Source organism: Pseudonocardia charpentierae (assembly GCF_031845345.1).
Taxonomy (GTDB): domain Bacteria; phylum Actinomycetota; class Actinomycetes; order Mycobacteriales; family Pseudonocardiaceae; genus Pseudonocardia; species Pseudonocardia charpentierae.
On the sequence record NZ_JAVREJ010000008.1, the window covers coordinates 88,915 to 114,803 of the forward strand.

A 25,889-nucleotide genomic window follows, 5' to 3' on the forward strand; every position below is an offset into this window, starting at 1 on the left:
CGGCGCGGATCCGCCGGCCGTGCTCGGTTACAGCGCGCCCTTGGTGGACGGGATACCGGTGATCCGCTCGTCGCGCTCCGTCGCCGCCCGCAGTGCCCGGGCGATCGCCTTGAACTCGGCCTCGGTGATGTGGTGCGGGTCGCGGCCCTCCAGCACGCGCACGTGCAGCGCGAGGTGGCCGTGGAAGGCCAGCGACTCGAACACGTGCTTGTTCAGCACCGTCGCGTAGTGCCCGCCCACGACGAAGTGGCGCATGTACTTCGGCTCGCCGGTGTGCACGGTGTAGGGCCGGCCGGAGACGTCGACGACGGCGTGCGCGAGCGCCTCGTCCATGGGGATCCACGCGTCGCCGAAGCGGCGGATGCCGCGCTTGTCGCCCAGCGCCTGCCGCAGCGCCTGGCCGAGCACGATCGCGGTGTCCTCGACGGTGTGGTGTGCGTCGAGCTCGACGTCGCCCTCGGCGTGCACCGACAGGTCGAACGCCCCGTGCTTGCCCAGCGAGTCGAGCATGTGGTCGAAGAACGGCACGCCGGTGGCGATGTCGGTCTGCCCCGTGCCGTCGAGGTCGATCTCGACGACGACCTTCGACTCCTTCGTGACCCGCTCTACCCGACCGACCCGTGTCATACCTTTTCCGTCTCCTCCACCACTACGTTCCTGGCAAGCACGTCCTGCGCGACCTGCAGGAACGCGTCGTTCTCCTCCGGGGTCCCGATGGTCACCCGCAACCGGTGCGGGATCCCGACGTCCCGGATCAGCACTCCGCGATCGAGGAACGCCCGCCACGCCCGCTCGGCGTCGGCGAACCGTCCGAACAGCACGAAGTTCGCATCGCTGGGCACCACGTCGTAGCCCGCCGCCGCGAGTGCGGCGACCACCCGATCCCGCTCGGCCCGCAGCAAGGCCACCGATCCGAGCGTCGCGTCAGCATGCCGCAGGGAAGCCCGCGCCGCAGCCTGCGTCAGCGACGACAGGTGGTACGGCAGGCGGACGAGCTGCAGCGCGTCGACCACCGCCGGCGCCGCGGCCAGGTAGCCGAGGCGCCCGCCCGCGAAGGCGAACGCCTTGCTCATGGTGCGGCTGACGACGAGCTTGTGCCCGTGCGTGGGCAGCAGGACGGCGGCGCTGGGCCGGTCCGAGAACTCGGCGTACGCCTCGTCCACGATCACGATCCCGGGCGACGCGTCGACGAGCTGCGCCAGCTCGTCCGGCTCCAGCGACTGCCCCGTGGGGTTGTTCGGGCTGGTCAGGAAGGTCACATCCGGGGCCCGCCGGGCGAGCAGCTCCGCCGCCGCCCGGATGTCGATCGTGAAGTCGTCGCGGCGGGGCGTGGGCAGCCACTCGGTGCGGGTGCCGCCGGCGATGATCGGGTGCATCGAGTACGACGGCACGAAGCCGGCCGCGACCCGGCCGGGCCCGCCGAACGCCTGCAGGACCTGCTGGAGGATCTCGTTCGACCCGTTCGCCGCCCACAGGTTCGCCGCGGTGAGCGGCACACCCGTGACGCCGGTCAGGTAGGCGGCGAGATCCGCGCGCAGGGCGACGGCGTCGCGGTCCGGGTAGCGGTGCAGCTCCGCGGCGACCTCGTGGGCGGCGGCGGTGACGTCGGCCACCAGCTCGGGCGGCGGGGGGTACGGGTTCTCGTTGGTGTTCAGCCGCACCGCGACGTCGAGCTGCGGTGCCCCGTAGGGGGTCTTGCCCCGCAGGTCCGCGCGCAGCGGGAGGGCGTCGAGGGTGACCTCCGCGCCGACGAGCTGATCCGTGGTCGTCATCACGTGGTCCCGAATCGCGCCGTCACGGCCTGCCCGTGGGCCGGGAGGTCTTCCGCGGTCGCGAGGGTGACCACCCGGTCCGCCACCTCGCGCAGCGCGTCTTCGGTGTACTCGACGAGGTGCACGCCCCGCAGGAAGGTCTGCACCGACAGGCCTGCGGAGTGCCGCGCGCAACCGCCGGTGGGCAGCACGTGGTTCGACCCCGCGCAATAGTCGCCGAGCGACACCGGCGCCCACGGCCCGATGAAGATCGCCCCGGCGTTGCGCACCTGCAGCGCGACCTCGCGGGCCTGCGCCGTCTGGATCTCCAGGTGCTCCGCCGCGTAGGCGTCGACGACCGCGAGGCCGGCCGCCACGTCCGCGACGAGGATCGTGCCGGACTGCGGTCCGGTGAGCGCGGTGCGGATGCGCTCGGTGTGCTTGGTGGCCGCGACCTGCCGCTCCAGCTCGGCGTCCACGGCGTCGGCCAGCGCGTCGCTGGTCGTCACCAGGACCGAGGCGGCCGACGGGTCGTGCTCGGCCTGCGACACCAGGTCCGCGGCGACGTGCACGGGGTCCGCCGTCTCGTCGGCGAGGACGGCGATCTCCGTGGGGCCGGCCTCGGCGTCGATCCCGATCAGCCCGCGCAGCAGCCGCTTGGCCGCGGTGAGGTAGGCGTTGCCCGGCCCGGTGACCATGTCGACCGGCTCCAGCTCCTGCCCGTCGGTGTCCGTGCCGCCGTACGCGAGGAGCGCGACGGCCTGCGCCCCGCCGACCGCCCAGACCTCCTCGACGCCCAGCAGCGCGGCCGCCGCGAGGATCGTGGGGTGCGGCAGGCCGCCGTGCTCGGCCTGCGGCGGCGAGGCGACGACCAGGGACTCGACCCCGGCCTGCTGGGCGGGGACGACGTTCATGATCACGGACGAGGGGTAGACCGCGAGCCCGCCCGGGGCGTACAGGCCGACGCGGCGGACGGGCACGAACCGCTCGGAGACGACGCCGCCGGGGACCACCTGGGTGACGATGTCCGTGCGGCGCTGGTCGGCGTGCACCGTCCGGGCCCGCTCGATGGAGGTCTCCAGCGCGGTGCGCACCGCGGGGTCCAGCGTCGCGAGCGCCCCGGTCAGCGCCTCGGGCGGCACGCGGACGGCAGCGGGCCGGACCCGGTCGAACCGCTCGGAGTAGTCCAGCGCGGCCTCCGCCCCGCGCTCGCGGACGGCCTCGACGATCGGACGGACCCGCTCGACGACCGCCTCGACGTCGACCTCGGCGCGGGGCAGCAGGGCCCGCAGGGCGGCGGTGGGCGGCAGCGGGCGCGGGCGCAGGTCCGTTCGGCGGAGCATGAGGCCAGGGTAGTCGGCGGTACCGACAGATCCGGTGCTGGTCAGCGGCCCGGTGGGGTTTTCGGTGGTGAGCTCACCAGCCCGCGCCGGTGCGCCCACAGCGCCGCGCTCGTCCGGTCCGTCACGCCGATCTGGGTGAAGACGCTGGTCAGGTGAGCTTTCACGGTGCGCTCGGCGATGCCGAGCACGCGGGCGATCTGCTTGTTCGCCAGGCCCTCGGCCACCAGCACCAGCACCTCCTTCTCCCGCCCCGAGAGAACCGACACCGGGGTCGGCTTCGACCGTCCGGTCAGCACGATCCGCGCCGCCCGCGGGTCGAGCGGCGACTCCCCGCGCGCGGCCGAGCGCACCGCGCCGACCAGCCCGTCCGGTTCCGCGTCCTTGAGGAGGTAGCCGATCGCCCCCGCGTCGAGCGCGTCGGTGACGAGGTCCGGGTCGGCGAACGAGGTGAGCACCACCACGGCGGTGTCGGGCTGCGCGGCGAGCAGCCGGCGGGTCGCCTCGACCCCGGACATGCCCGGCATCGACAGGTCCATGAGGACCACGTCCGGGCGCAGCGCCGCGGCCATCTCCAGCCCCTCGGCACCGCTGCCGGCGCTGCCGACCACGGAGACGTCGTAGGCGAGCTCGAGCAGCCGAGCCATGCCGGCGCGCAGGAGGGCGTGGTCGTCGACCAGCAGCACCCGGATGACGCCCGCGCGCCGCTGGTCCGGCCTCGGCGGGCCACCCGGGCGAACGGCTGCCGCTCCCGCGGCCGGGCCCGTCGCGTCGCCCCGCATCGTGATCACGAGACCGGAACCTCCATCGTCACGGCAGTCCCGGCGCCGGGCGCCGAGCTGACCTCGATCCGTCCGCCGACGTCGCCGGCGAGGTCGTCCAGCAGGCGCAGGCCCAGGTGGGGCCGGTCATCGGACACCGCGGCCGCGGGATCGAAGCCGACGCCGTCGTCGTTCACGGCGAGCGTGAGCACGTCGCCGTCCGGGCCCGGCCGCCGTCCGAGCCGCACGTCCACGGCCGACGCGCCGGCGTGCGCGACGACGTTGCGCAGCGCCTCCTGTGCCACGCGGAACGCGAACTGCTCCGCGGAGCAGCTCAGGCGGCGCGTGGCCCCGTCGTCGATCACCAGCGTCGCCATGACGCCCCGCGCGGTCGTCGTCTCCGCGAGATCGCCCAGTGCAGCGGCGAGGCCGGTGCGCCGCAGATTGGGTGGGTGGATGTCGACGACGAGCGATCGCAGCGAGCGGATCGCCGAACGCACGGAGTCCGCGGCGAGGTGCAGCCGACCCGATTCCGCCCTGTTCCCGGCCTGGTCCGCCTCGATCGCTGACCCTGCCAGGGCCATCGACGTGGCGGCGAGGTCCTGGACGACCCCGTCGTGCAGGTCCGCGGCGATCCGGCGGCGCTCGGCGTCCGACGCCGCGAGCGAGCGGTGCAGCATCAGCTCGCGCTCCCGGCGCGCGCGGGCCGTCTGCCGGGCCAGCCGCACCGCGAGCGGGAACTGCACGAGTTGCAGCAGCACCAGCGCTCCGATGGTGATGGGCAGGAACTGCAGCCAGATCGCCGAGGTCCGCGCGGCCACCGAGCTCAGCGGCATGTAGGTCTCGAAGAGCAGCACCTGGCCCGAGGGTGTGTGCACGGGCCGGTAGACCTCGAGCAGGGTGCCGAGGTCGTGCTCGAGGTCGTTCTCGGCCCGGCTGAGGTCGCTGATCTCGGCGGCGGCCTCACCGGTGACCAGCACCTCCGCCTCGTCGAGCCCCAGCGGGTACTGCCGGCCGATGAGGCGCTCGTCGTCGGAGTAGACGACCCGGCCGTCGGCCGTCCACAGCTTCATCCGCTGCACCGGGCCGCCGGTGAGCAGGCGGGCGGCGTCGCGCATCGCGGCCAGCGCGGCCGGGTCGCCGGTGAGCAGGCCGTCGCGCAGGTGCGGTTCGACGACCGTCCGCGCGAGCACCCCGTTCAGCCTGCGCGCGCCGTCGAGCGCCTGGCCCTCGGCGGCGGTGCGGCTGACGAACGCCCCCGCGACGGCGATCAGCACGACCGTCAGCACGCCGGCCAGCGCGAAGTGGACGAGCGCGCGGCGGGGCGTGCCCGACCCGGCGGACCGGGCCCGGTGGGCGGCGCGGCGCGGCGCGGGCAGGGCGGCCCGCCGTACGGACACCATGGCCGTCACCTGCGGCTCCCTCCCGGTGGCCGGGCAGCCGACCGGGCGTCAGTGTGATCGACGTCGACCGGTCGGCGGAAACCGCAGGCGGGGGTGTCTCACCCCCCCAAATCGGGGGTCGGGGTCACCTCTCCTGGAGGTCCAGCCCGACGTCCAGCGCCGTCACCGAGTGCGTGAGCGCCCCGACGGCCAGGAAGTCGACGCCCGTTCCGGCGTAGGCGCGGGCGTTCGCGAGCGCGAGCCCGCCGGACGACTCGAGCAGGGTCGGCGCACTTCCCCGCCTGCGGACCGCCTCGGCGGTCTGCGCCACGGTGAAGTTGTCGAGGAGCACCAGCTCGGCGCCCAGCGCCAGCACGTCGTCGAGCTGCTCGAGCGAGTCGACCTCCACCTCGCACGGCAGGTCGGGTGCCGCGGCCCGGGCCCGCTCGAGCGCCGCGCCGACCGACCCGGCCGCCGCCACGTGGTTGTCCTTGATGAGCACGGCATCGCCGAGCCCGAGGCGGTGGTTCACCCCTCCGCCGCAGCGGACCGCGTACTTCTCCAGCAACCGCAGGCCCGGCAGGGTCTTGCGGGTGTCGCGGATCCGCGCGCCGGTGCCGGCCACCGCGTCGACCCAGGACGCGGTCGCGGTGGCGACACCGGAGAGGTGGCAGAGCAGGTTGAGCGCCGTGCGCTCCGCGGTGAGCAGCCCGCGGACGGGAGCACGGACGACGAGCGCCGGCTCGCCGGCCGGCACCCTGGTGCCGTCGGGCCGTTCGCCGAGCACCTCCACGTCGCCCAGGACCTCGTTGCCCAGGACCTCGGCGAGCACGACCCGGACCGCCACCACCCCGGCGAGCACGCCACCCGCGCGCGGGGTGAACGCGCCGATCGCCACGGCGTCGGCGGGCACGGTGGCGGCCGTGGTGGCGTCGGGCCCGTAGCGCAGGTCCTCGGCGAGGGCGGTGCGCACGACGCGCAGCAGGTCGTCCGGGTCGGGCACCCCGATCTCCGCGACGCCCCCGACGCCGGCGGCAACCCGCGCGGTCACGCCACACCCGCCAGTGCGTCGGCGGCCACGACCGGGCGGCCGTCGCCGTCCAGCGACACCCGCAGGCTCGCGCGCTGCCAGGCGTCGTCGCGGTCCGGGTGGTCCGTGCGGACGTGGCAGCCGCGGGTCTCGGTGCGGGTACCGGCGCAGGCGAGCACCGCCGCGGCGAGCAGCGTCAGCGCCGCGTCCTCGACGCCCGCCCGGTCGGTGGCCGGCCCGGGGCCGGTCGCCGCCTCCACCACGTCCGACGCCGCCGCCAGCCCCGCGGCGTCGCGGCCGATCCCGGCTCCCGCGCTCATCGCCCGCTGCACCACGCGCCGGTCCGCCACGGCGAACACGGGCAGGGGCGCCGCCGCGGTGATCGGCACCGGGCGCGGCACGGCGAGGTCCGCGACCACCGCGCGTCCCACCCGGGCACCCACGACGAGGCCCTCGAGCAGCGAGTTCGACGCGAGGCGGTTCGCCCCGTGCAGACCTGTCCGGGCCACTTCCCCCGCGGCGTAGAGGCCGCTGACGGCGGTGCGTCCCTCGACGTCGGTGAGCACGCCGCCGCAGGCGTAGTGCGCGGCCGGCGTCACCGGGATCGGCTCGCGGGTCGGGTCGATCCCCGCGGCCCGGCAGGAGGCGGTCACCGTCGGGAAGCGGGCCGCGAAGCCGTCGACGGCGGTGGCGTCGAGCCACACGCAGTCCGTCCCCGTCTCGCCCATCCGCCGCGTGATCGCCGCAGCGACGACGTCGCGCGGTGCGAGCTCGGCCAGCGGGTGCACGCCGACCATGAACCGCGCCCCGGTGCGGTCGCGCAGCACGCCGCCCTCGCCCCGGACGGCCTCGGTGACCAGCGGCCGGTGCCCCAGCGCGCCCGGCAGGTACAGGACGGTGGGGTGGAACTGCACGAACTCGAGGTCGGCGGCCGTCGCGCCGGCCCGCAGGGCCAGCGCGATCCCGTCGCCGGTCGACGTGGCGGGGTTGGTGGTGCTCGCGAAGAGCTGGCCGTAGCCGCCGGTCGCCAGGAGCACGGCGGGTGCGCGCAGCAGTCCGGGGCGGCCGTCGTCGTCGAGCACGGTGACACCGGCGACGGGCTCCCCGTCGACACGCAGCGCGTCGACGGCGACGTGCCCGGTGAGCAGCGGCAGGCCGGCTCCGCGGGCGGCGGCGACGAGCGCCCGCTCGATCTCGGCACCGGTGGCGTCGCCCCCGGCCCGCACCACCCGGAACGCCGAGTGCCCGCCCTCGCGGGTGCGCTCGAGGGCGCCTGCGGGTGTCGTGTCGAACACCGCTCCGCGGGCCCTGAGCCGGGCGACCGCGGCCGGGCCGTCGGTCAGGATCGAGGCGACCGCCGCGGCGTCGCACAGCCCGGCACCCGCGGTGAGGGTGTCGGTGACGTGCGCGTCGACACTGTCGCCCGCGACGTCGCCGACGACCACCGCGACACCGCCCTGCGCCCACCGGGTGGATCCCGCGTCCTCCGCGTCCTTGGTGACGACGACGACCCGCAGGCCGGCGGCGGCGGCGTCGAGCGCCGCCGTGAGGCCGGCGACACCGCTGCCGATCACGACGAGGTCGGCGGCGGCCTCCCAGTGCGGGGCGTTCATTCCGCACCGCCCGGACGGCCGATCGCGATCATCCGCTGCACCGCGGCCCGGCCGCGGGCGGCCAGCTCCGGGTCGACGTGGACCTCGTCCGTGCCCTCGCGCAGGCTGCGCAGCAAAGCCTCCGGAGTGATCATCTTCATGTAGCGGCACGAGGCCCGCTCGTTCACCGCCCGGAAGTCGATCTCCGGGGCGGCCCTCCGGAGCTGGTGCAGCATCCCCACCTCGGTGGCCACCAGCACCTCCGTCGCTCGCGACGCCCGTGCAGCGTCGAGCATGCCGCCGGTGGAGAGGATCTTGACGCGGTCGGCGGGGACCGCGCCGCTGCCGGCGAGGTAGAGCGCCGAGGTCGCGCAGCCGCACTCGGGGTGGACGAACAGTTCGGCGTCCGGGTGTGCCGTGGCCTGCGCGGTGAGCTCGGCGCCGTTGATGCCCGCGTGCACGTGGCACTCCCCCGCCCAGACGTGCATGTTCTGCCGGTTCAGGGTCCGGCGGACGTGCGCTCCGAGGAACTGGTCGGGCAGGAACAGCACCTCACGGTCCGCCGGGATCGACGCCACGACCTCGACGGCGTTGCTGGAGGTGCAGCAGATGTCGGTCTCGGACTTCACGGCGGCGGTCGTGTTGACGTAGGAGACCACCACGGCGCCGGGGTGCTCGGCCTTCCACGAGCGCAGCTCGTCGGCGGTGATCGAGTCGGCCAGCGAGCAGCCGGCCCGGGCGTCCGGGATGAGCACGGTCTTGTCCGGGGCGAGGATCTTGGCCGTCTCGGCCATGAAGTGCACCCCGCAGAACACGATCGTCGAGGCGGACGATTCCGCGGCGATGCGGGAGAGCGCCAGCGAGTCGCCCGTGTGGTGGGCGACGTCCTGGATCTCGGGCAGCTGGTAGTTGTGCGCCAGCAGCACGGCATCGCGGTCCCGGGCCAGTTCGCGGACCTCGGCGAACCAGGCGCCGTCGACAGTGTTCGCTCGAACATCTGTCACGGTCATGTCGTGCCTCCTGCCGCTCCGTGGTTTTCGCCTATTAAGCGAAAACATACGAGAGCGTAGCAACGGGCGCGGCCGTTGTCGCGCCTGACGTGACGCTCACCTCACCCGTCGGACATGCGCCGTTCACTTCCGACCGCTTGCCCGGGTTGTCGGGGCGTCGACCTACGATCGGGTGCATGTCCGACCGCGCGGCGCGACCGACCGCGCACGAGGTGCTCGCCGCCGTCCTGCAGATCCGCGACGGCACGCTGCAGGTCCTCGCCTGGCGGCGGGCGCAGCCGCCGGACGCCGGACGGTGGGCGCTGCCGGGCGGCCTGCTCGGCGACGACGAAGACGTCGAGGCGTCCGTGCGCCGCCAGCTCGCGGAGAAGGTCGACGTGCGCGAGATCTCCCACGTCGAGCAGCTCGCGGTGTTCAGCGCCCCCCACCGGGTTCCGGGCGCCCGGCGCATCGCCACCGCGTTCCTCGGGCTCGTCCCCTCCGACGCCGATCCGGTGGTGCCCGCCGACACCACCTGGCACCCCGTCGACGCCGTTCCCGATCCGGCCTTCGACCACGTCGAGATCGTCAGGGCGGCCCGCGACCGGCTGCGCGCCAAGCTCTCCTACACCAACCTCGGGTTCGCCCTGGCGCCCCGCAAGTTCACGATCTCCATGCTGCGTGAGCACTACGCGGCAGCCCTGGGCCATCCGGTGTCGGCGACGAACCTGCAGCGGGTGCTCGCGCGGCGCGCCGTGCTGGTGCCGACGGGCGAACTCGTCGCGCCCGGGCCCGCGGGCGGACGGCCCGCGGCACTGTTCCGGTTCGCCGAGCGGACGCTGCGAGTGACCGACGCGTTCGCCGTACTGCGGCCACCCGGCAGGCCGCCGGGCGAGCACGCACGGGCGGCCTTACCGTGAGCGAGTGGTTGCGAATCTTCCGTTGTTCCCCTTGAGCACTGTGCTCATGCCGGGAGCGCCGCTTCCACTGCACATCTTCGAGCCGCGGTACCGCCAGCTGACCGTCGACCTCGTGACCGGGGTGGTTCCGGGCAAGGAGTTCGGCATCGTCGCCGTCCGCGAGGGATGGAGCGCGGGCGACGAGAAGGCCGCCCTGCACAGCGTCGGCTGCACGGCCGAGCTGATCGACGTGCGGCGGCTGCCCGACGGCCGCTACGACATCGTCACTCGCGGCTGTCACCGCTTCCGCCTGCTCGACATCGACACCGAAGCGCGCCCCTACCTCATGGCGAACGTCGAGTACCTGCCCGACGTGCCCGAGGAGCCGACGGACGACCTCGCCGGCCTCGTCGGCGCGGCCCGCTCGGCCCACCGGCGCTACTGCACCACGGCGTGGACGAGCGGCGACTGGTCGGAGCCCGCCGACGACACCGCGACCGCCGACCTGCCCCACCTGCTCGCCGCCGACTGCCTGCTCCCGCTGTCGGACCGCCAGCGTCTCCTGGAGCAGACCCGCGCGGCGATCCGGCTCCGGATGGTGCGGGCCCTGCTGATCAGGGAGGCGGGCCTGCTGGGCGAGCTGCACGCCGTCCCCGCCCCGCTGCACACCTTCACGGTCGACTCCAGCCCCAACTGACCGCGAGTCTTGCGTTCCGGTACGCGAGTCTTGCGTCGGTGCACGCGAGTCTTGCGTTCCTGCACGCCGCTGCGTCCGGATCAGGTCCAGCCGTAGCGCGAACGCAGCTCACCGGCCACGCGGTCGAACCGCCCCTCGTCCAGCACCGCGCCCTCGCGCCGGATCTCGTGTTCAGGGACCTCGATCACCCGGTCCAGCCGGACGTACGACGGCCGTCCCTGGCCGTCCCACTTGCCCGCACCGATGCCGACCCAGTTCCGATCGTCGGCGCGCTCGGACTGGCTCGACAGCATCAGCCCGACGAGGTCGCGGCCCTCGCGCCCGACCACGAGCACCGGCCGGTCCTTGCCCCGCGCGTCGTCCTCTTCGTATGGCACCCAGGTCCAGACGATCTCGCCCGGGTCCGCCGCGCCGTCGAGGTCGGGGGCATAGGCGACCTTGCGCGCCCGGTCCTGGGCCGGTGCGGTGCGGGCCCGGCCGGCCGGCGGATGCGGCCGGGCGGAGCGCTCTTTCGTCTCGGACGTCCGCTTCGCAGGCGCTCGGCGCTCGCGTTGCTGCGTCTGTTGCGTCAGCAGCCTGAGCCCGGCCTCTGCGGCCTGCCGGAGCAGGCTCCCCCACGTCGCCACGCGCGACAGCATGCCCGACGCCACTCCGCGCGGCGTTCACGCACCCGCACTCGTCACAGCCGGCGCGGGACGCAGGAGGTGCCGCGACCTCAGCCCGCGCGGCGGATCGGCACGACGTCGACCAACGGCGCGACGCCGATGAAGTCGTCCGGGTTCATGGTCAGCAGCGGTATACGTGCTGCTGCCGCGGTGGCTGCGATCTGCAGGTCGAGCCTGCGCGGACGTGGGCTTCGACCGGCGATGCGCACGAGCTCGGCGAGCACGCCGTAGAGCTTGGCCTCCTCGACCCCGAACGGCACGACCTCGTAGGCCGTCAGCACGCGGCGTAGGCGCAGCTCGCGGGCGGTGCGATCGCCGGCGCCGAGGCCGTAGGCGAGCTCACCGACCGTGACGGCGCTGACGACGACAGCGGAGTCGGCGTACTCGCCTCGATCGACTTCTTCGACGTCGATCACCACCGAGGTGTCCAGCAATACGGCCGGAACCGGCACGTCAGTACTCGATTCGGTCGTCACCGAAGATCCGGTCGGCCTCTTCGCGGTCGCGGTACCACTGCTCGACGTCGATCGGCGGGAGCTGCCGGAATTCCTCCTGCATGTCCCGCAGGGTTCTCCGCTTCTTCGGCGGCACACCGTGCGGCACGAGGTCCGCGACCGGCGTGCCGTTGCGCGTGATCACGAAGGTCTCGCCCGCCTCGACCCGCCGCATGATCTCGGCGTTGTCGTTGCGCAGCTGCCGCTGTGGGATGAATTCCGGCATGACTCCACCGTAGTCCATTCGTAGCGATGAATGGCTACACCTCCCACCCGTTGCGGTCCACCTGCCCCGCAGGCCAGCGCTCGATCCCCGCGCGCACCGGCAGCACCATCGACACCCCGCCGTACACCTGCACCCGCCCGTCCGCCCGCACCATGCGCGTCGGCCCGGGCACGCGCACCCACCCGCCGCTCCCGTAGAAGCCCGCGACCTGCTCGCCGCAGGTCAGGTATCCGAACGGGAGCTCCAGCCCGTCCAACGTGGCGCTGCCCCGGGCCAACAGCTCCGCGCCCACGCCGCCGCCCTGCAGCGCCGGGTCGACCGCCACCAGCCCGACGTCCCCGACGAGCACCGCCCTGCCGTCGACCTGGAGGAACCTCCGCAGCACGGCGATGTGTGCCACCGGCTGACCGTCAGCGTGCGCGACCACCCGCAGCTCCGGGCGCGCGCTCGACCAGCTGCGGCCCGGCCCGAAGGGCGTCCGGGACCGGACGAAGCAGCGCGCGAGCAGGGCGCCGAGCGCATCGTGCTCGGCGGCGGTCACGTCGTCCTCCCAGGTGCAGGCCCAGGAGAGGTCAGCCGCGGCGTTCACCGTGGCGGCTGCATCGGGCGGTCCAGCCCGCCGGGGTCACCTGCACGACCATCCGGCGGGCGCACTCGGGGCAGAAGCGCGGCGGTTCGAGCCTCTGCCGCGCGGCGCACCGGACGTGGTCACCGACCTCGAGCAGGGAGCCGCACTGGTCGCAGAAGGAGCTCACAACGTCGCGTTCAGCGCTTTGATCGGCATCTGCAGCTCACCGAGCAGGTCGATGTCCGCCTCGGCCGGGCGGCCCAACGTCGTCAGGTAGTTCCCGACGATCACCGCGTTGACCCCGCCCAGCAGCCCCTGCCGCGCGCCCAGGTCGCCGAGCGTGAGCTCCCGACCACCCGCGAACCGCAGGATCGTCCGGGGCAGGGCCAGCCGGAACGCGGCCACGGTGCGCAGGGCGTCGGCCGCGCCGAGGGGCTCGAGCTCGCCGAAGGGCGTTCCCGGGCGTGGGTTGAGGAAGTTCAGCGGCACCTCGTCCGGCCCGAGCTCGGCGAGCTGTGCGGCGAACTCGGCCCGCTGCGCGGTGCTCTCCCCCATGCCGACGATCCCGCCGCAGCACACCTCCATCCCGGCGACGCGCACCATCCGCAGCGTCTCCCACCGCTCCTCCCACGTGTGCGTGGTGACGACGTTCGGGAAGTACGAGCGGGCGGTCTCCAGGTTGTGGTTGTAGCGGTGGACGCCCATCGCGGCCAGCTCGTCGACCTGGTCGGCCGTCAGCATGCCCAGCGAGCAGGCGATGTTGATGTCGAGCTCGTCGCGGATGGCCGCGATCCCGGCGGCGACCTGCGCCATCAGCCGCGCGCTCGGCCCGCGTACCGCGGCCACGATGCAGAACTCGGTGGCGCCGGTCTTGGCCGTCTGCTTCGCTGCCTCCACGAGCATCGGGATGTCCAGCCACGCCGAGCGCACCGGGGACTCGAAGAGCCCCGACTGCGAGCAGAAATGGCAGTCTTCGGGGCAGCCGCCGGTCTTGAGCGACACGATGCCCTCGACCTCCACCTCCGGGCCGCACCAGCGCATGCGCACCTCGTGGGCCAGCGCCAGCAGCGGATCGAGGGCCTCGACGGGAAGGTCGAGCACGTCGAGCACCTGCGCCTGCGTGAGCCCCTCACCGGACTCCAGCACCTGGCGGCGGGCGACGTCCAGAATCGTCACGGCTCGGGATTCTGCCATCGCCCTCCCAGATGCGGCCCCAGTCCGTCCCGCGCGACGTGGGCGAAGTCGGTCCGCTCCAGCGCACCCGCCCCGTCGGCGAGCGCTCCGAGCAGTGGGACGCCGGTGACGGCCGGGAGGTCGCGCAGGTTCTCGCAGGCGGCGAGGTCCGGGGCGGCGGGCCACGCCCCGATCACCACCCCCGCGCAGCTCAGACCCCGGGTCTGCAGGGCCTCGACCGTCAGCGCGGTGGCGTTGAGGGTGCCGAGCCCCGCCGCGGCGACGACGAGCACCGGCGCGTCGAGGCGGGCGGCGACGTCTGCCAGGGTTCCACCCTCGGCGGTGAAGCGGACAAGCAGGCCGCCCGCACCCTCGACCAGCACGAGATCGTGGCTCTGCGCGAGCAGGCGGGCGGCCTCCACCGCAGCCGCCGGATCCAGCGCCGGCCTGCCTGCCCGGCGAGCGGCCGTCGCGGGGGCGAGCGGGTCCGGGTAGCGGGCGAGCTCGCAGACGGTGGTGGGCGTCGCGAGCCGGACGACGTCCGCGAGGTCGCCCGGCTCCCCCGCCGCGACACCGGTCTGCGCCGGTTTGAGCACGGCGACCCGTCCGGGGTGCAGGGCCGCGATCGCTGCCGTCACGACGGTCTTGCCGACGCCGGTCCCGGTGCCGGTCACCACGAGGACCCGTGCGTCACCGGCGGCGCTCGGAACACTCACCGCAGCCCCACGGGCGCCAGGATCTCCGCCAGCACCTCACGCACCCGCGCGAGGTCCGCCTCGGTCAGGTCCGACCGGGCCGTCAGGCGCAGCCGGCTGGTACCTTCCGGCACCGACGGCGGCCGGAAACACCCGACACGGACGCCACGTTCCCGGCACCGCCGTGCGACCGCGACGGCCACCTCCGGCTCGCCCAGCACCACCGGCACGACCGCCGACGGTGGCGCGGGCACCCCGGCGGCGGCCGCGAGCACGGCGGCGTTCCGCAGCACGGCGGCCGGCCGCTCCGGCTCGGCCTCGAGGACGTGCAACGCCGCAAGCGCGGCGCCCACGGCCGGTGGGGCGAGGCCGGTGTCGAAGATGAACGAGCGGGCGGTGTCGACCAGGTGGGCCGTCACCGCCGCCGGCCCGAGCACCGCGCCGCCCTGCGAGCCCAGTGCCTTCGACAGCGTCACGGTCGCGACGACGTCGTCCGCTCCCGCCAGCCCCACCTCGGCCAGCAGCCCGCGCCCGCCCGGACCGCGCACCCCGAGCCCGTGCGCCTCGTCCACGACGAGCAGCGCACCGCGGGCCCGGCAGACGCCGTGGAGGGTGCGCAGCGGGGCCGTGTCGCCGTCCACGCTGTCGACGCTCTCCACCACCACCAGCGCCCGCTCCTCGCGTCGGGTGGCGAGCACCGCGTCGACGGCCGCGGGGTCGTTGTGCGGCACCACCGCCACCCGCGCCCGGGACAGGCGGCAGGCGTCGACGAGGGACGCGTGGTTCGCGGCGTCGGACACCACGAGGGCTCCCGGGCCCGACAGCGCCGTCAGCACGCCGAGGTTCGCCGCGTAGCCGGAGGAGAACACCAGCCCGTCCGCGAACCCGCAGAACGCGGCGAGCTCGCGTTCCAGCGCGACGTGCAGCTCCGTCGTCCCCGTGACCAGCCGCGAGCCCGTCGCCCCCACTCCCCAGGTACGGGCCGCGGCGACCGCGCCGTCGACGACCCGAGGATCCCGGGACAGGCCCAAATAGTCGTTCCCGGCCAGATCGAGCACGCCGTCGGCGGCGGCCCGCGGACTCAGCTCGCGGCGCAGGCCCACCGCACGTCGGCGGGCGGCGTGCGGCTCGAGCCAGGAGAGGGGGTGCGGCGGTGACACACGGGGCACGATAGGCCCGCGCACCGACAGAAAGACGGCGCCGGGGAGCAGCGTCACCGGGCCGGGGCGGGCCGCCGTTCGCGGTGCACCGTCGGCGGCAGCGGCGCCAGCGACCCGCCTGCCCGCCGCGCGGCCCGGCGACCGTGCCGGCGCGTCTCGACCACCTCGACCGAGCCGCCGGTGGCCCGGTGCCGGGTCGCCCAGGAGTCGATGTGGTCGCGGGCGGCGTGGTCGAGGTAGTCGACGTTCAGGTCGACGCGGACCGGCACGCCCGGGGGCACCGCGGTCAGCTCGCGCGACAGCGCCGGCACCGAGAGGAAGCTCAGCAGCCCTTCGGCCACCAGCCGCCGCACCCGTCCACGGAGTGCTCCGTCCGCACCTGGGCCCGGACGGCCCGCCGGAGCACCAGGAGCCCGGCCAGGGCGAGCCCGATCCCGACTCCTTCCAGCAGGTTCAGCGCGAGTACGCCGACGACCGTCCCGACGTAGACGACGAGTTCGCCGTGGTCGCGGGCCGCCCTGATGTCGGCCCGGTCGACGAGCTTGGCGCCGACCACCACGAGCAGCCCCGCCAGCGCGGCGAGCGGGATCATCTCCACCAGCCCGGCGAGCAGCAGCGCGAACACCGCGATCCACACGCCGTGCAGCACGGCCGAGAGCCGCGTGCGCGCTCCGGCGGCGACGTTGGCGGAGCTGCGCACGATCACGCCGGTGACGGGCAGCCCGCCGAGCATCCCGGACATCGTGTTCGCCGCGCCCTGGCCCAGGAGCTCGCGGTCGACCTTCGTGCGCGGGCCGGTGTGCAGCCGGTCGACGGCGACGGCCGACAGCAGGCTCTCGACGCTGGCGATCAGCGCGACGGTCAGCATGCCGCCCGCCAACGCGGCCCAGTCGCCCTGCGGCAGCAGCGGGAAGGCGATGGCGTCGAGCAGTCCGCCCGGCAGGTCGACCCGCGGGACCTGCGGCCAGGCCAGCGCCAGCAGCGTCGCCGCGACGATCGCGACCAGCGGGCCCGGGACGCACCGCAGCGCACCGGCGAGCTTCGGCCAGGCCACGACCAGCACGATCGTCACGACGCCGACCGCGAGCGCCGCGGGGTGCAGCGCGGCGATCCGCCCGGGCAGGGCGGCCGCGTTCTGCCACGGTCCCGCCTCGGGGCGACCCCCGAGCACGACGTGCAGCTGCGCCAGCGCGATCGAGATGCCGATGCCGGCCAACATGCCGTGCACGACCGCTGGCGGGATCGCCGCGGCGTAGCGGCCGATGCCGAGGAACCCGAAGCCGATCTGCAGCAGCCCGGCGCCCACCGTGATCACGCACGTCATCTGCCAGCCGAACCGGGCCACGAGCTCGGCGACGACGACCGTCAGGCCGGCTGCAGGCCCGGTGACCTGCAGCGGCGACCCGCCCAAGAGCCCGGCGACCACACCACCGACGACGGCGGCGACGAGCCCGGCCATGATCGGCGCACCGGACGCCAGCGCGATGCCGAGCGAGAGCGGGACCGCGACGAGGAAGACGACGACGGAGGCGGGCACGTCGGCGCGCAGCGCCGTCCAGCCGGAACAGGAAGGGCGGGACGGCGACGCGGACAAGCCAACCTCCGGGACAGGTGTCGGGGACGCGGTCGGGCACCGCCGGAATGCCCGTTCAACCGATCGACGCGGAGTTCCGTTCCGTCTGCTTTGTCCGACTTGTCGTGGACGTCGTCACCACACGTAGCGGCTCGCCAGCCTCTCCGGGCGCCGACCGGGCGGGCGGCAGGAACGCCATCGTGCGCGGCCCGCAGAACGATCACGCGCAGAACGATCACGCACTGTCGACACCGCTGCTGCGGCCGACCTCCCACTCCCCCTCCGGGTGAAGTCGGCATGTCGGCTGCGCACCACCCGGCCGGGTGACGGTCCGGCCGCCGCGATCAGCCGGCCGCGGCCGCCGCACGCATCCCCGCCGTGATCGTGGCGACGTCGCCGGGACCGCACACGTACGGCGGCATCGTGTAGACGAGGTCGCGGAACGGGCGCAGCCACACGCCGTGCTCGGCCGCCGCAGCCGTGGCGGCCGCGACGTCCACGGGATGGTCGAGCTGGACGACGCCGATCGCACCGAGCACCCGCACGTCGGCGACTCCGGGAAGGGTCCGCGCGGGCGCGAGCCCCGCCCTCAACCCGGCCTGGATCTCCCGCACCTCGGCCCGCCACCCGCGATCCTGCAGCAGCCGGACCGAGGCGAGCGCGACCGCGGCGGCCAGCGGGTTGCCCATGAAGGTGGGCCCGTGCATGAGTGCTCCGACCTCACCGTCGGAGATCCCGCGGGCGACCTCCGTGGAGCACAAAGCCGCGGCCATGGACAGGTATCCGCCGGTCAGGGCCTTACCGACACACATGACGTCCGGAGCGACGTTCGCGTGCTCCGCGGCGAAGAAGGTACCCGTCCGCCCGAACCCGGTGGCGATCTCGTCGAACACGAGCAGCACGTCGTGGGCGAAGCACAGCTCGCGCAGCACGTGCAGGTAGCGAGGATCGTGGAAGCGCATCCCGCCCGCGCCCTGCACGACCGGCTCGACGATCACGGCGGCCAGCTCGTCGGCGTGCGTCTCGATCAGCTGCGCCAGCTCGGCGACGTAGTCGTGCTGATAAGATGACGGCGGGATCCCGGCGAACACCTGACGCGGGAGCACGTCGCGCCACAGCGCGTGCATGCCGCCGTCAGGGTCGCAGACGCTCATCGCGCCGAACGTGTCGCCGTGGTAACCGCCGCGCCAGGTCATGAGCCGGTGCTTGTCGGGGCGGCCCCGCGAACGCTGGTACTGCAGGCACATCTTGATCGCAACCTCGACCGAGACCGAGCCGGAGTCGCAGAGGAACACGTGCTCGAGGCCGGCGGGGGTGACGTCCACCAGCAGCCGGGCCAGCTCGACGGCCGGGCCGTGGGTCAGGCCGCCGAACATGACGTGGCTCATCGCGCCGAGCTGATCGTGCACCGCGGCGTCGAGCACCGGATGGCGGTAGCCGTGGACGGCCGCCCACCACGACGACATCCCGTCGACCAGCTCCCGCCCGTCGGCCAGCCGCAGCCGCACCCCCTGCGCGGACTCGACCGGCAACGGCGCGAGGGCCGCGGGCATCGCCGCGTAGGGGTGCCATACATGGGCGCGGTCGGCGGCCAGCAGGTCGTCGACATCCTTCACAGGGGGAGAGTAGAGGCGTCGTCGTCGCGGCGGCGGCTGACCGCGAGCAGTACCACCGCCTCGTCGCCGACGTTGTGCAACACCCGCAGGTCGATCCCCGCGAGCCAGAGCACCGCACCGCCGGAGAAACGCCGCCGGCCGCCCGCCGCACACTCCAGCTCGACGTCGCCCCGTTCGACCACCACCAGCGCGTCGCGCCATTCGGCGTCGCCGGACGGCCGCGACTCACCCGGCCCGAGCACGACCGTGCGGCGCCGGAACCCCGGCCCGTCGCCGGGCAGGAGCGGACCGGTCTCGTCGCAGGACACGTCGCACCCTCCCCCGGGGCCGCGACGACCCCCTTCGCCGGTGATGACGGGCGGGGTGGCGGTTTCTCATCGGTGGCCCCGAGCACGGCACGGCGCACGTTCCGCACCGGACCCGGCCACGTACCTCAACCGGCGAGAGGTCGGCGAGTTCATGCCTGATCGTCATTCGGGTGACATGAGCTGCACCGGTGCAGCTCATGTCACCCAATCGTCGATCACCCCAGGCAGCCCGGGCCCAACAACGCCTTGAGGTCGCCCATCAGCGCGGAGCTGTTCGTCACCCGGAGCGTGTCGGCCAGGCGCAGCGGGGTGATGCGGCTGCCGTTCACCAGGTTGAGGTGCACCTCGGACGAGCCGGGATGGTGCGTGAGCACCTCCTTGAGCTTCGCCACCCGCTCCGGGGTGCACAGCTCCGTCTTCAGGCTGACCTTGAACGGCAGGCCACCCTCCCCCGGCGCCGCCAGCTCGGGCACGGCGAGGTCGTTCGCGATGAGCGACACGCGGTCGTCGCGCTTGTTCACCCGGGCCTTCACCAGCACGATCGCGTCTTCGGCCACGTCGACGCCGACGACCTGGTAGCAGCGCGGGAAGAACAGCACTTCGATGCCACCGGCCAGGTCTTCGATCTGCGCCGACGCCCACGGCTCGCCGTTCTTGTTCACCCGCCGGTTCACCCCGGCGAGGATGCCGCCGACGGTGACCTGCGCTCCCTCGGCGACGGTGCCCTCCAGGATCGCCGAGATCGGGGTGTCGGCCTTCGCGGCGAGCGCCTGCTCGATCCCGTCGAGCGGATGGCCCGACACGTAGAGCCCGAGCATCTCCCGCTCGACGGCCAGCCGGTGCTTGGCGTCCCATTCCTCCGCGGGCACCTTCACGTCGAACACCGAGTCGAGCTCCGACGGCCCCGAGCCGTCCATCGACCCGAACAGGTCGAACTGGCCCATCGACGCGGCCTTCTTCGTGCTCATCACCGCGTCGATCGCGTCGGCGTGCACGAGCAGCAGGCCCTTGCGCGAGTGGTTGAGCGAGTCGAACGCACCCGCCTTGACCAGCGACTCGATGACCTTCTTGTTGCAGACCACCGCGTCGACCTTGCGCAGGAAGTCGGAGAAGTCGGTGAACGCCCCCTTGTCCTTGCGCGCCGCGACGATCGCGTCGACGACGTTCACGCCGACGTTGCGGATGCCGCCCAGCCCGAAGCGGATGTCGACGCCGACCGGCGCGAAGTTGCGTACCGAGTCGTTGACGTCCGGCGCCAGCACCCGGATCCCCATCCGCCGGCACTCGGCCAGGTAGACGGCGGCCTTGTCCTTGTCGTCGCGGACGGAGGTGAGCACCGCGGCCATGTACTCGGCCGGGTAGTTCGCCTTGAGGTAGGCCGTCCAGTAGGAGACGACGCCGTACGCGGCGGAGTGCGCGCGGTTGAACGCGTAGTCCGAGAACGGCAGCAGGATGTCCCAGAGCGTCTTGACCGCGGCCTCGGAGTAGCCGTGGTCCTTCATGCCCTGGGCGAAGCCGGCGTACTCCTTGTCGAGGATCTCCTTCTTCTTCTTGCCCATGGCGCGGCGGAGCAGGTCCGCCTTGCCGAGCGTGTAGCCGGCGAGCTTCTGGGCGATCGCCATGACCTGTTCCTGGTAGACGATCAGGCCGTACGTCTCGCCCAGGATGTCTTTGAGGGGCTCCGCCAGCTCCGGGTGGATCGGCGTGACCTCTTGGCGCTTGTTCTTGCGGTCCGCGTAGTCGTTGTGCGCGTTCGCGCCCATCGGACCGGGCCGGTACAGCGCGCCGACGGCCGAGATGTCGTCGAACTCGGTGGGGGCCATGCGGCGCAGCAGGTCGCGCATCGGGCCGCCGTCGAGCTGGAACACCCCCAGCGTCTCGCCCTTGGCCAGCAGGTCGTAGGTCTTCTGGTCGTCCAGCTCGACGTCTTCGATGACGAGCTTCGGCTTGCCGTTGAGCTCGATGTTCTCCAGCGCGTCGTCGATGATCGTGAGGTTGCGCAGGCCGAGGAAGTCCATCTTCAGCAGCCCGAGCGTCTCGCAGGCGCCCATGTCGAACTGCGTGATGATCGCGCCGTCGGAGTCGCGGCGCTGGATCGGGATGACGTCGATCAGCGGCGTGCTCGACATGATCACGCCCGCGGCGTGCACACCCCACTGCCGCTTCAGGCCCTCCAGCCCGCGGGCGGTGTCGATGATCTCCTTGACCTGAGGGTCCACCTCGTACAGGGCGCGGACCTCGGTGGCCTCGGAGTACCGCTTGTGGGCGGGGTCGAACACCCCGGACAGCGGGATGTCCTTGCCCATGATCGCCGGCGGCATGGCCTTGGTGATCCGGTCCGCCACGGCGTAGCCAGGCTGGCCGAACAGCACCCGCGCGGAGTCCTTGATCGCGGCCTTCGCCTTGATCGTGGAGTAGGTGATGATCTGCGCGATCCGGTCTTCGCCGTACTTCTGCGTGGTGTAGCGGATCATCTCGCCGCGCCGACGCTCGTCGAAGTCCATGTCGATGTCGGGCATCGAGATGCGCTCGGGGTTGAGGAACCGCTCGAAGATCAGCTTGTGCTTGATCGGGTCGAGGTCGGTGATCCCCAGGACGTAGGCGACGAGTGAGCCGGCCGCCGATCCGCGGCCGGGGCCGCAGCGGATGCCGACCGACTTGGCGTACTGGATGAGGTCGGCGGTGACCAGGAAGTAGCCCGGGAAGCCCATCTGCGTGATCACGCCGAGCTCGTACTCGGCCTGCTTGCGGTACTGGTCGGTCACGCCGTTCGGGAACCGCTGGTGCAGCCCGCGCTCGACCTCCTTGACCAGCCACGACTCCTCGGTCTCGCCCTCGGGGACGGGAGCGCGGGGCATGAGGTCCTGGCCCTCGGTGAACCCGACGTCCACCCGCTCGGCGATCAGCAGGGTGTTGTCGCAGGCCTCGGGGAACTGCGGGTCCCACTGCGCGCGCATCTCGGCCGGGGACTTGAGGTAGAAGTCCTGCGCGTCGAACTTGAACCGGTTCGGGTCGGCCAGCGTCTTCCCGGTCTGGACGCAGAGCAGCACCTCGTGCGGCTTCGCGTCTTCGGCGTAGGTGTAGTGCAGGTCGTTCGTCGCGAGCCCCGGCAGGCCCAACTCCTTCTTGAGCCGGAAGAGGTCTTCCTGCACCTGCTTCTCGATGCCGATGCCGTGGTCCATCAGCTCGCAGAAGAAGTTGTCGCGGCCGAAGATGTCGCGGTAGTCGCTCGCGGCCTGGCACGCGTCGGCGTAGCGGTCGCGCTGCAGCAGCCGCTGGACCTCGCCGGACGGGCAGCCGGTGGTGGCGATGATCCCCTTGCCGTAGGTCTCGAGCAGCTCGCGGTCCATGCGGGGCTTGTAGTAGTAGCCCTCGAGGCTCGCGAGGCTGGAGAGCCGGAAGAGGTTGTGCATCCCCTCGTTGTTCTCGGCCAGCAGCGTCATGTGGGTGTACATCTCACCCGGGTTGTCGTCGCTGACCGTCTGCCCGCCGAGGGTGGCGCGCTTGCGCTCGTGCCGGCTGCCCGGCGACAGGTAGCCCTCCATACCGATGATCGGCTTGACCCCGTGCGCCTTGGCCTTGCGCCAGAACTCGTAGGCGCCGAAGACGTTGCCGTGGTCCGTCATCGCCAGCGCCGGCATCTCCATCCGCGCCGACTCCTTGAACAGGTCGTCCAGGCGAGCGGCCCCGTCGAGCATCGAGAACTCGGTGTGGGTGTGCAGGTGGACGAAGCTGTCGGCGGATCGGGAGGGCGCTGCCATGGGGTGTCGTCTGCTCCGTCCTCACGCTGTGCCGGCGGGCAGCGCGTGTGCTCGGGATGTGTCGGGTGTTTCCGGGTCCACTGTTTCTGGGTCGGACGCTCTGGGGAGAGGACGCCAGACTAACGCCGGGGTCCGACAGTTCCGCGCAGCCGGGCCCGACCCGTCCGGAGGTGATCCGAACCTTCCGCTCGCCTCGTGGGGTCGCGAAACCACTCGCCCGCGGCGGCCCGGAACGGCACCATGCCGCTGGTGTCCGCCTCGTCCCGCTCCCGATGGCGCACCCGCCTCGCGGGACTGCGCCTCGACGTCACCCCACTGCGCACCTCACGCGACTTCCGGGTGCTGTTCGTCGCCGGATTCGTGTTCTTCCTCGGCGCGATGGTCGGTTACGTCGCGGTCCCGTACCAGCTCTACGCCCTGACCGGCTCCAACTTCGCCGTCGGCGCGTACGGGCTGGTGCAACTGGTTCCGCTGGTGCTCGCCGGGCTCTACGGCGGCGCGCTGGCCGACCGGCTGGACCGCAGACGGGTGCTCGTGCTCACCGGTGTCGCCCAGGTCGCGGGAACGGCGGTGCTCCTGGTCAACGCGCTCGCGGCCCACCCGTCGCTACCGGTGATCTACGGCGTCGGCGTGCTGATGGCCGTGGCGCAGTCGCTGCAGTCGCCGAGCCGCGAGGCACTCGTCCCCCGCACGGTGCGCCACGCCGAGCTGCCCGCGGCCGTCGCCCTGTCGTCCGTCGGAGCGCAGGTCGGGATGCTCGCCGGGCCCGCTCTCGGTGGAGTGCTGCTGGCCACGGCCGGCACGCCGTGGGCCTACGGCGTCACGCTGGCCGGCTTCGCGGGTGCGACCGCACTGTTCACGCTGCTGCGCCCCTACCGCCCGCTCGAGACGCCGTCGGCCGCGGGGACGGTGCGGGAGATCCGCGACGGCATCGTCTACGCGGTGCGCCGCCCGGACCTCCTGGGCACCTACGTCGTCGACATGGTCGCGATGTTCCTGGCGATGCCGGTGGTGCTGTTCCCCGCGCTGGCCACCGACGTGCTCGAGAAGCCGGCGCTGCTGGGCCTGCTCTACTCGGCCGGGACCGTGGGGTCGCTCGTGGCCACGGCGACGAGCGGGTGGACCGCCCGGGTGCACCACCACGGCCGCGCGGTGGTGCTGTCGGCCGCCGCGTGGGGTGCGTCGGTGGTGCTGGCCGGGCTGACGACGGTCCCGGCACTGGTGCTGCTCGGCCTGGTGCTCGCCGGGGCGTTCGACATGATCAGCGGGCTGTTCCGCGGGACGATCTGGCACCAGACGATTCCCGACTCCCACCGGGGCCGCCTGGCCGGGATCGAGATGCTGTCGTACACATTGGGCCCGCTCGGCGGGGAGGCACGCGCCGGGCTGGTGGCCGACGCGACGTCGGTCCGGACGGCGATCGTCAGCGGCGGGGTGCTGTGCGTCGCCGGGGTGGGCGCCACGGCGGCGGCCCTGCGCTCGTTCTGGAACTACGACGCGCGGACCGACGAGCACGCGGTGCGGGAGCGCGAGCTGCGGGCGGCGCGGGAGGCGGCCGAGCGCCCGTAGGGCCCCGGCCCGGGGTCAGCATGGTGGCTTTGCTGCGGTCGGAGTGCAGCAAAGCCACCATGCTGCACTCCCGGCGGGCCTCAGGGGGCGGCGGGCACCGGGCCGTCGTCCGGCGGCGGGTCCGCGCGGACCGTCTGCTCCGGCAACAGGGGCGCCAGCGCCAGCTCCCCGTCGGTCGTGCCCGACGGGGCCGCCTCCACGGCTCGCACCGCCGCCCGCCCCGCGACCGCGCCGAGCCCGGCCCGGTCGCCCTCGACGACCAGCGCGACCACGCAGCGGCAGTCCGCACGATCGAGCGAGGCCGCCTCGACCGCCGCGACCGCGCCGGGCCGACCCGTCTGGAGCGCCTCCGCGGCCGCCGCACGCTGGGCGCGCACGCGCGCGCTGTCGAGTGCCGTCGCCGCCGGCACACCGGGCTCCAGCGCGACGAACCGCAGCGCCGTCTGCACCCGCGGCAGGGGCACGCGGAACACCGCGGTCACCAGCGTCGTCCCGTCGACGGCAGCCAGCGCGTCCTGCGCGGTCGTCTCCGCGGCGAACTGCACCAGCGCGGGAGCGCGGGCCCGGTCCGGCGGGAGGGTCGCCGGCAGCCGGGCGAGGTAGGCGGCGACGTCCTCGCCCGCCTCGGGCCCCAGCCGCACCGAACCGGGTGCCGGGGTCGCGGACGAGGGCGGGTGCTGCGACCCGGCGTACCAGGCGACGGCCAGAGCGACGAGGACGCAGCCGGCCAGCACCGCGAGCCGACCCCGCGTGTTCACTCCCGCAGCAGGTCCAGCGCCTGGGCGAGGTCCGCGGGGTACGGGCTGGTGAAGGTCACCCACGCCCCGTCCGCCGGGTGATGGAACCCCAGCTCGCGGGCGTGCAGCCACTGCCGCTCCAGCCGCACCCGCTTCGCGAGCACGGGATCGGCGCCGTAGGCGATGTCGCCGACGCACGGGTGGCGCAACGCGGCCATGTGCACCCGGATCTGGTGGGTGCGCCCCGTCTCCAGCCGGATGTCGAGCAGCGACGCCGCCCGGAACGCCTCGATCGTGTCGTAGTGGGTCACGCTCGGCCGGCCCCCGGCGACGACGGCCCACTTGTAGTCGTGCTTCGGGTGGCGGTCGATCGGCGCGTCGACCGTGCCGCGCGAGGGGTCCGGGTGCCCCTGGACGACGGCGTGGTAGCGCTTCTCGACGGTGCGTTCCTTGAACGCCCGCTTCAGCACGCTGTACGCGTGCTCGGACTTCGCCACGACCATGACCCCGGTGGTGCCGACGTCGAGCCGGTGCACGATGCCCTGCCGCTCCGCCGCGCCCGAGGTGGAGACGCGGACGCCGAGTGCGGCGAGGCCGCCCAGCACCGTCGGGCCCGTCCAGCCGGGGCTGGGATGTGCGGCGACGCCGACGGGCTTGTCGATCACGACGATGTCGTCGTCCTCGTGCAGGATCGTGAGCCCGGCGACGACCTCGGCCGGGGCGGCGATGGTCGTCGGCCGTTCCGCGTCCGGCAGGTCGACCTCGAGCCAGCTGCCGGCCACCAGCCGGTCCGACTTCCCGGCCGCGTGTCCGTCGACCGCGACGCGCCCTTCCTCGGTGAGGGTGACGACCGCCGTGCGCGACAGGCCGAGCAGGCGCGACAGCCCCGCGTCCACCCGCATC

At 73.5% G+C, this 25,889-nt stretch carries 26 protein-coding genes; 3 read left to right on the plus strand and 23 right to left on the minus strand.

Annotated elements, in window-relative coordinates; translation table 11 throughout:
• Window positions 1-27: 27 nt before the first annotated feature.
• The 8 genes from hisB to nadA form a co-directional block, all read right to left on the minus strand.
• Window positions 28-627 (minus strand): imidazoleglycerol-phosphate dehydratase HisB, encoded by a 600-nt coding sequence (hisB, locus tag RM445_RS13550; protein ID WP_311556578.1) that lies wholly within the window; start codon window positions 625-627, stop codon window positions 28-30.
• A complete protein-coding gene (locus RM445_RS13555; RefSeq protein ID WP_311556579.1) occupies window positions 624-1,772 on the minus strand; it encodes a histidinol-phosphate transaminase in 1,149 nt (382 codons plus the stop codon). The genes hisB and RM445_RS13555 overlap by 4 nt, the downstream gene beginning before the upstream one ends.
• The gene (gene hisD, locus RM445_RS13560) at window positions 1,772-3,094 is read right to left on the minus strand and encodes a histidinol dehydrogenase (protein ID WP_311556580.1); all 1,323 of its coding nucleotides are present in this window, start codon (window positions 3,092-3,094) and stop codon (window positions 1,772-1,774) included. Before hisD ends, RM445_RS13555 begins: the two co-directional genes overlap by 1 nt.
• Before the next feature lie 41 nt (window positions 3,095-3,135).
• The gene (locus RM445_RS13565) at window positions 3,136-3,873 is read right to left on the minus strand and encodes a response regulator transcription factor (protein ID WP_311556721.1); all 738 of its coding nucleotides are present in this window, start codon (window positions 3,871-3,873) and stop codon (window positions 3,136-3,138) included.
• A gap of 5 nt (window positions 3,874-3,878) precedes the next feature.
• Window positions 3,879-5,255: a sensor histidine kinase gene (locus RM445_RS13570; protein WP_311556722.1), complete on the minus strand. Its 1,377-nt coding sequence runs from the start codon at window positions 5,253-5,255 to the stop codon at window positions 3,879-3,881.
• Window positions 5,256-5,379: 124 nt separating this feature from the next.
• A complete protein-coding gene (nadC, locus tag RM445_RS13575; RefSeq protein ID WP_311556581.1) occupies window positions 5,380-6,285 on the minus strand; it encodes a carboxylating nicotinate-nucleotide diphosphorylase in 906 nt (301 codons plus the stop codon).
• The gene (locus RM445_RS13580; protein WP_311556582.1) at window positions 6,282-7,877 is read right to left on the minus strand and encodes an L-aspartate oxidase; all 1,596 of its coding nucleotides are present in this window, start codon (window positions 7,875-7,877) and stop codon (window positions 6,282-6,284) included. The genes nadC and RM445_RS13580 overlap by 4 nt, the downstream gene beginning before the upstream one ends.
• The gene (nadA, locus tag RM445_RS13585; protein ID WP_311556583.1) at window positions 7,874-8,866 is read right to left on the minus strand and encodes a quinolinate synthase NadA; all 993 of its coding nucleotides are present in this window, start codon (window positions 8,864-8,866) and stop codon (window positions 7,874-7,876) included. The genes RM445_RS13580 and nadA overlap by 4 nt, the downstream gene beginning before the upstream one ends.
• Before the next feature lie 176 nt (window positions 8,867-9,042).
• Between nadA and RM445_RS13590 the strand changes: the two genes are divergently transcribed.
• A complete protein-coding gene (locus tag RM445_RS13590; RefSeq protein WP_311556584.1) occupies window positions 9,043-9,765 on the plus strand; it encodes an NUDIX hydrolase in 723 nt (240 codons plus the stop codon).
• Between the two features lie 4 nt (window positions 9,766-9,769).
• On the plus strand, window positions 9,770-10,441 hold the full coding sequence (locus RM445_RS13595; protein ID WP_311556585.1) for an LON peptidase substrate-binding domain-containing protein: 672 nt from the start codon (window positions 9,770-9,772) through the stop codon (window positions 10,439-10,441).
• A gap of 80 nt (window positions 10,442-10,521) precedes the next feature.
• Here the strand turns inward: RM445_RS13595 and RM445_RS13600 are convergent, their stop codons facing one another.
• The 13 genes from RM445_RS13600 to dnaE all read right to left on the minus strand — a co-directional run bounded on the left by RM445_RS13600 (window position 10,522) and on the right by dnaE (window position 22,680).
• On the minus strand, window positions 10,522-11,067 hold the full coding sequence (locus tag RM445_RS13600) for a type II toxin-antitoxin system PemK/MazF family toxin (RefSeq protein ID WP_311556586.1): 546 nt from the start codon (window positions 11,065-11,067) through the stop codon (window positions 10,522-10,524).
• Between the two features lie 89 nt (window positions 11,068-11,156).
• Complete coding sequence (locus RM445_RS13605; RefSeq protein WP_311556587.1) at window positions 11,157-11,582, minus strand: PIN domain-containing protein; 426 nt, start codon at window positions 11,580-11,582, stop codon at window positions 11,157-11,159.
• Window positions 11,560-11,826 (minus strand): type II toxin-antitoxin system Phd/YefM family antitoxin, encoded by a 267-nt coding sequence (locus RM445_RS13610; protein ID WP_311556588.1) that lies wholly within the window; start codon window positions 11,824-11,826, stop codon window positions 11,560-11,562. The genes RM445_RS13605 and RM445_RS13610 overlap by 23 nt, the downstream gene beginning before the upstream one ends.
• A 34-nt stretch (window positions 11,827-11,860) precedes the next feature.
• Complete coding sequence (locus RM445_RS13615; protein WP_311556589.1) at window positions 11,861-12,415, minus strand: GNAT family N-acetyltransferase; 555 nt, start codon at window positions 12,413-12,415, stop codon at window positions 11,861-11,863.
• On the minus strand, window positions 12,399-12,581 hold the full coding sequence (gene bsaP / locus RM445_RS32380; RefSeq protein ID WP_397469293.1) for a biotin synthase auxiliary protein BsaP: 183 nt from the start codon (window positions 12,579-12,581) through the stop codon (window positions 12,399-12,401). The genes RM445_RS13615 and bsaP overlap by 17 nt, the downstream gene beginning before the upstream one ends.
• Entirely contained in the window at window positions 12,578-13,588 is a 1,011-nt protein-coding gene (gene bioB / locus RM445_RS13620) for a biotin synthase BioB (protein WP_311556590.1), read from the minus strand. Before bioB ends, bsaP begins: the two co-directional genes overlap by 4 nt.
• Window positions 13,567-14,283, minus strand: coding sequence for a dethiobiotin synthase (bioD, locus tag RM445_RS13625; RefSeq protein WP_311556591.1), 717 nt, complete (start codon window positions 14,281-14,283; stop codon window positions 13,567-13,569). Before bioD ends, bioB begins: the two co-directional genes overlap by 22 nt.
• The gene (locus RM445_RS13630; RefSeq protein ID WP_311556592.1) at window positions 14,280-15,422 is read right to left on the minus strand and encodes an 8-amino-7-oxononanoate synthase; all 1,143 of its coding nucleotides are present in this window, start codon (window positions 15,420-15,422) and stop codon (window positions 14,280-14,282) included. Before RM445_RS13630 ends, bioD begins: the two co-directional genes overlap by 4 nt.
• A gap of 53 nt (window positions 15,423-15,475) precedes the next feature.
• The gene (locus RM445_RS13635; RefSeq protein ID WP_311556593.1) at window positions 15,476-15,763 is read right to left on the minus strand and encodes a hypothetical protein; all 288 of its coding nucleotides are present in this window, start codon (window positions 15,761-15,763) and stop codon (window positions 15,476-15,478) included.
• On the minus strand, window positions 15,745-17,016 hold the full coding sequence (locus RM445_RS13640) for a SulP family inorganic anion transporter (protein WP_311556594.1): 1,272 nt from the start codon (window positions 17,014-17,016) through the stop codon (window positions 15,745-15,747). Before RM445_RS13640 ends, RM445_RS13635 begins: the two co-directional genes overlap by 19 nt.
• A gap of 323 nt (window positions 17,017-17,339) precedes the next feature.
• Window positions 17,340-18,611 (minus strand): adenosylmethionine--8-amino-7-oxononanoate transaminase, encoded by a 1,272-nt coding sequence (locus tag RM445_RS13645; protein WP_311556595.1) that lies wholly within the window; start codon window positions 18,609-18,611, stop codon window positions 17,340-17,342.
• Window positions 18,608-18,919, minus strand: a complete 312-nt coding sequence (locus tag RM445_RS13650; RefSeq protein WP_311556596.1) for a hypothetical protein — start codon at window positions 18,917-18,919, stop codon at window positions 18,608-18,610. The genes RM445_RS13645 and RM445_RS13650 overlap by 4 nt, the downstream gene beginning before the upstream one ends.
• Window positions 18,920-19,134: 215 nt before the next feature.
• Window positions 19,135-22,680, minus strand: coding sequence for a DNA polymerase III subunit alpha (dnaE, locus tag RM445_RS13655; RefSeq protein ID WP_311556597.1), 3,546 nt, complete (start codon window positions 22,678-22,680; stop codon window positions 19,135-19,137).
• A 249-nt stretch (window positions 22,681-22,929) separates the two neighbouring features.
• Here dnaE and RM445_RS13660 point away from each other — a divergent pair, with 249 nt between their 5' ends.
• On the plus strand, window positions 22,930-24,249 hold the full coding sequence (locus RM445_RS13660) for an MFS transporter (RefSeq protein WP_311556598.1): 1,320 nt from the start codon (window positions 22,930-22,932) through the stop codon (window positions 24,247-24,249).
• Between the two features lie 80 nt (window positions 24,250-24,329).
• On the opposite strand, the gene RM445_RS13665 is transcribed toward RM445_RS13660, so the two are convergent.
• Window positions 24,330-25,007 carry a hypothetical protein gene (locus RM445_RS13665; RefSeq protein WP_311556599.1) on the minus strand — a complete coding sequence of 226 codons (678 nt, stop codon included), beginning with the start codon at window positions 25,005-25,007 and terminating at the stop codon, window positions 24,330-24,332.
• Window positions 25,004-25,888 (minus strand): RluA family pseudouridine synthase, encoded by an 885-nt coding sequence (locus tag RM445_RS13670; protein ID WP_311556723.1) that lies wholly within the window; start codon window positions 25,886-25,888, stop codon window positions 25,004-25,006. Before RM445_RS13670 ends, RM445_RS13665 begins: the two co-directional genes overlap by 4 nt.
• Between the last annotated feature and the right edge of the window lies 1 nt (window position 25,889).

Bases quoted from the DNA above. Each gene is read 5' to 3' on its own strand.
- hisB (WP_311556578.1), bottom strand. From the start codon at position 627: ATGACACGGGTCGGTCGGGTAGAGCGGGTCACGAAGGAGTCGAAGGTC.
- RM445_RS13555 (WP_311556579.1), bottom strand. From the start codon at position 1,772: ATGACGACCACGGATCAGCTCGTCGGCGCGGAGGTCACCCTCGACGCC.
- hisD (WP_311556580.1), bottom strand. From the start codon at position 3,094: ATGCTCCGCCGAACGGACCTGCGCCCGCGCCCGCTGCCGCCCACCGCC.
- RM445_RS13565 (WP_311556721.1), bottom strand. From the start codon at position 3,873: ATGCGGGGCGACGCGACGGGCCCGGCCGCGGGAGCGGCAGCCGTTCGC.
- RM445_RS13570 (WP_311556722.1), bottom strand. From the start codon at position 5,255: ATGGTGTCCGTACGGCGGGCCGCCCTGCCCGCGCCGCGCCGCGCCGCC.
- RM445_RS13580 (WP_311556582.1), bottom strand. From the start codon at position 7,877: ATGAACGCCCCGCACTGGGAGGCCGCCGCCGACCTCGTCGTGATCGGC.
- nadA (WP_311556583.1), bottom strand. From the start codon at position 8,866: ATGACCGTGACAGATGTTCGAGCGAACACTGTCGACGGCGCCTGGTTC.
- RM445_RS13590 (WP_311556584.1), top strand. From the start codon at position 9,043: ATGTCCGACCGCGCGGCGCGACCGACCGCGCACGAGGTGCTCGCCGCC.
- RM445_RS13610 (WP_311556588.1), bottom strand. From the start codon at position 11,826: ATGCCGGAATTCATCCCACAGCGGCAGCTGCGCAACGACAACGCCGAG.
- bioB (WP_311556590.1), bottom strand. From the start codon at position 13,588: ATGGCAGAATCCCGAGCCGTGACGATTCTGGACGTCGCCCGCCGCCAG.
- dnaE (WP_311556597.1), bottom strand. From the start codon at position 22,680: ATGGCAGCGCCCTCCCGATCCGCCGACAGCTTCGTCCACCTGCACACC.
- RM445_RS13670 (WP_311556723.1), bottom strand. From the start codon at position 25,888: ATGCGGGTGGACGCGGGGCTGTCGCGCCTGCTCGGCCTGTCGCGCACG.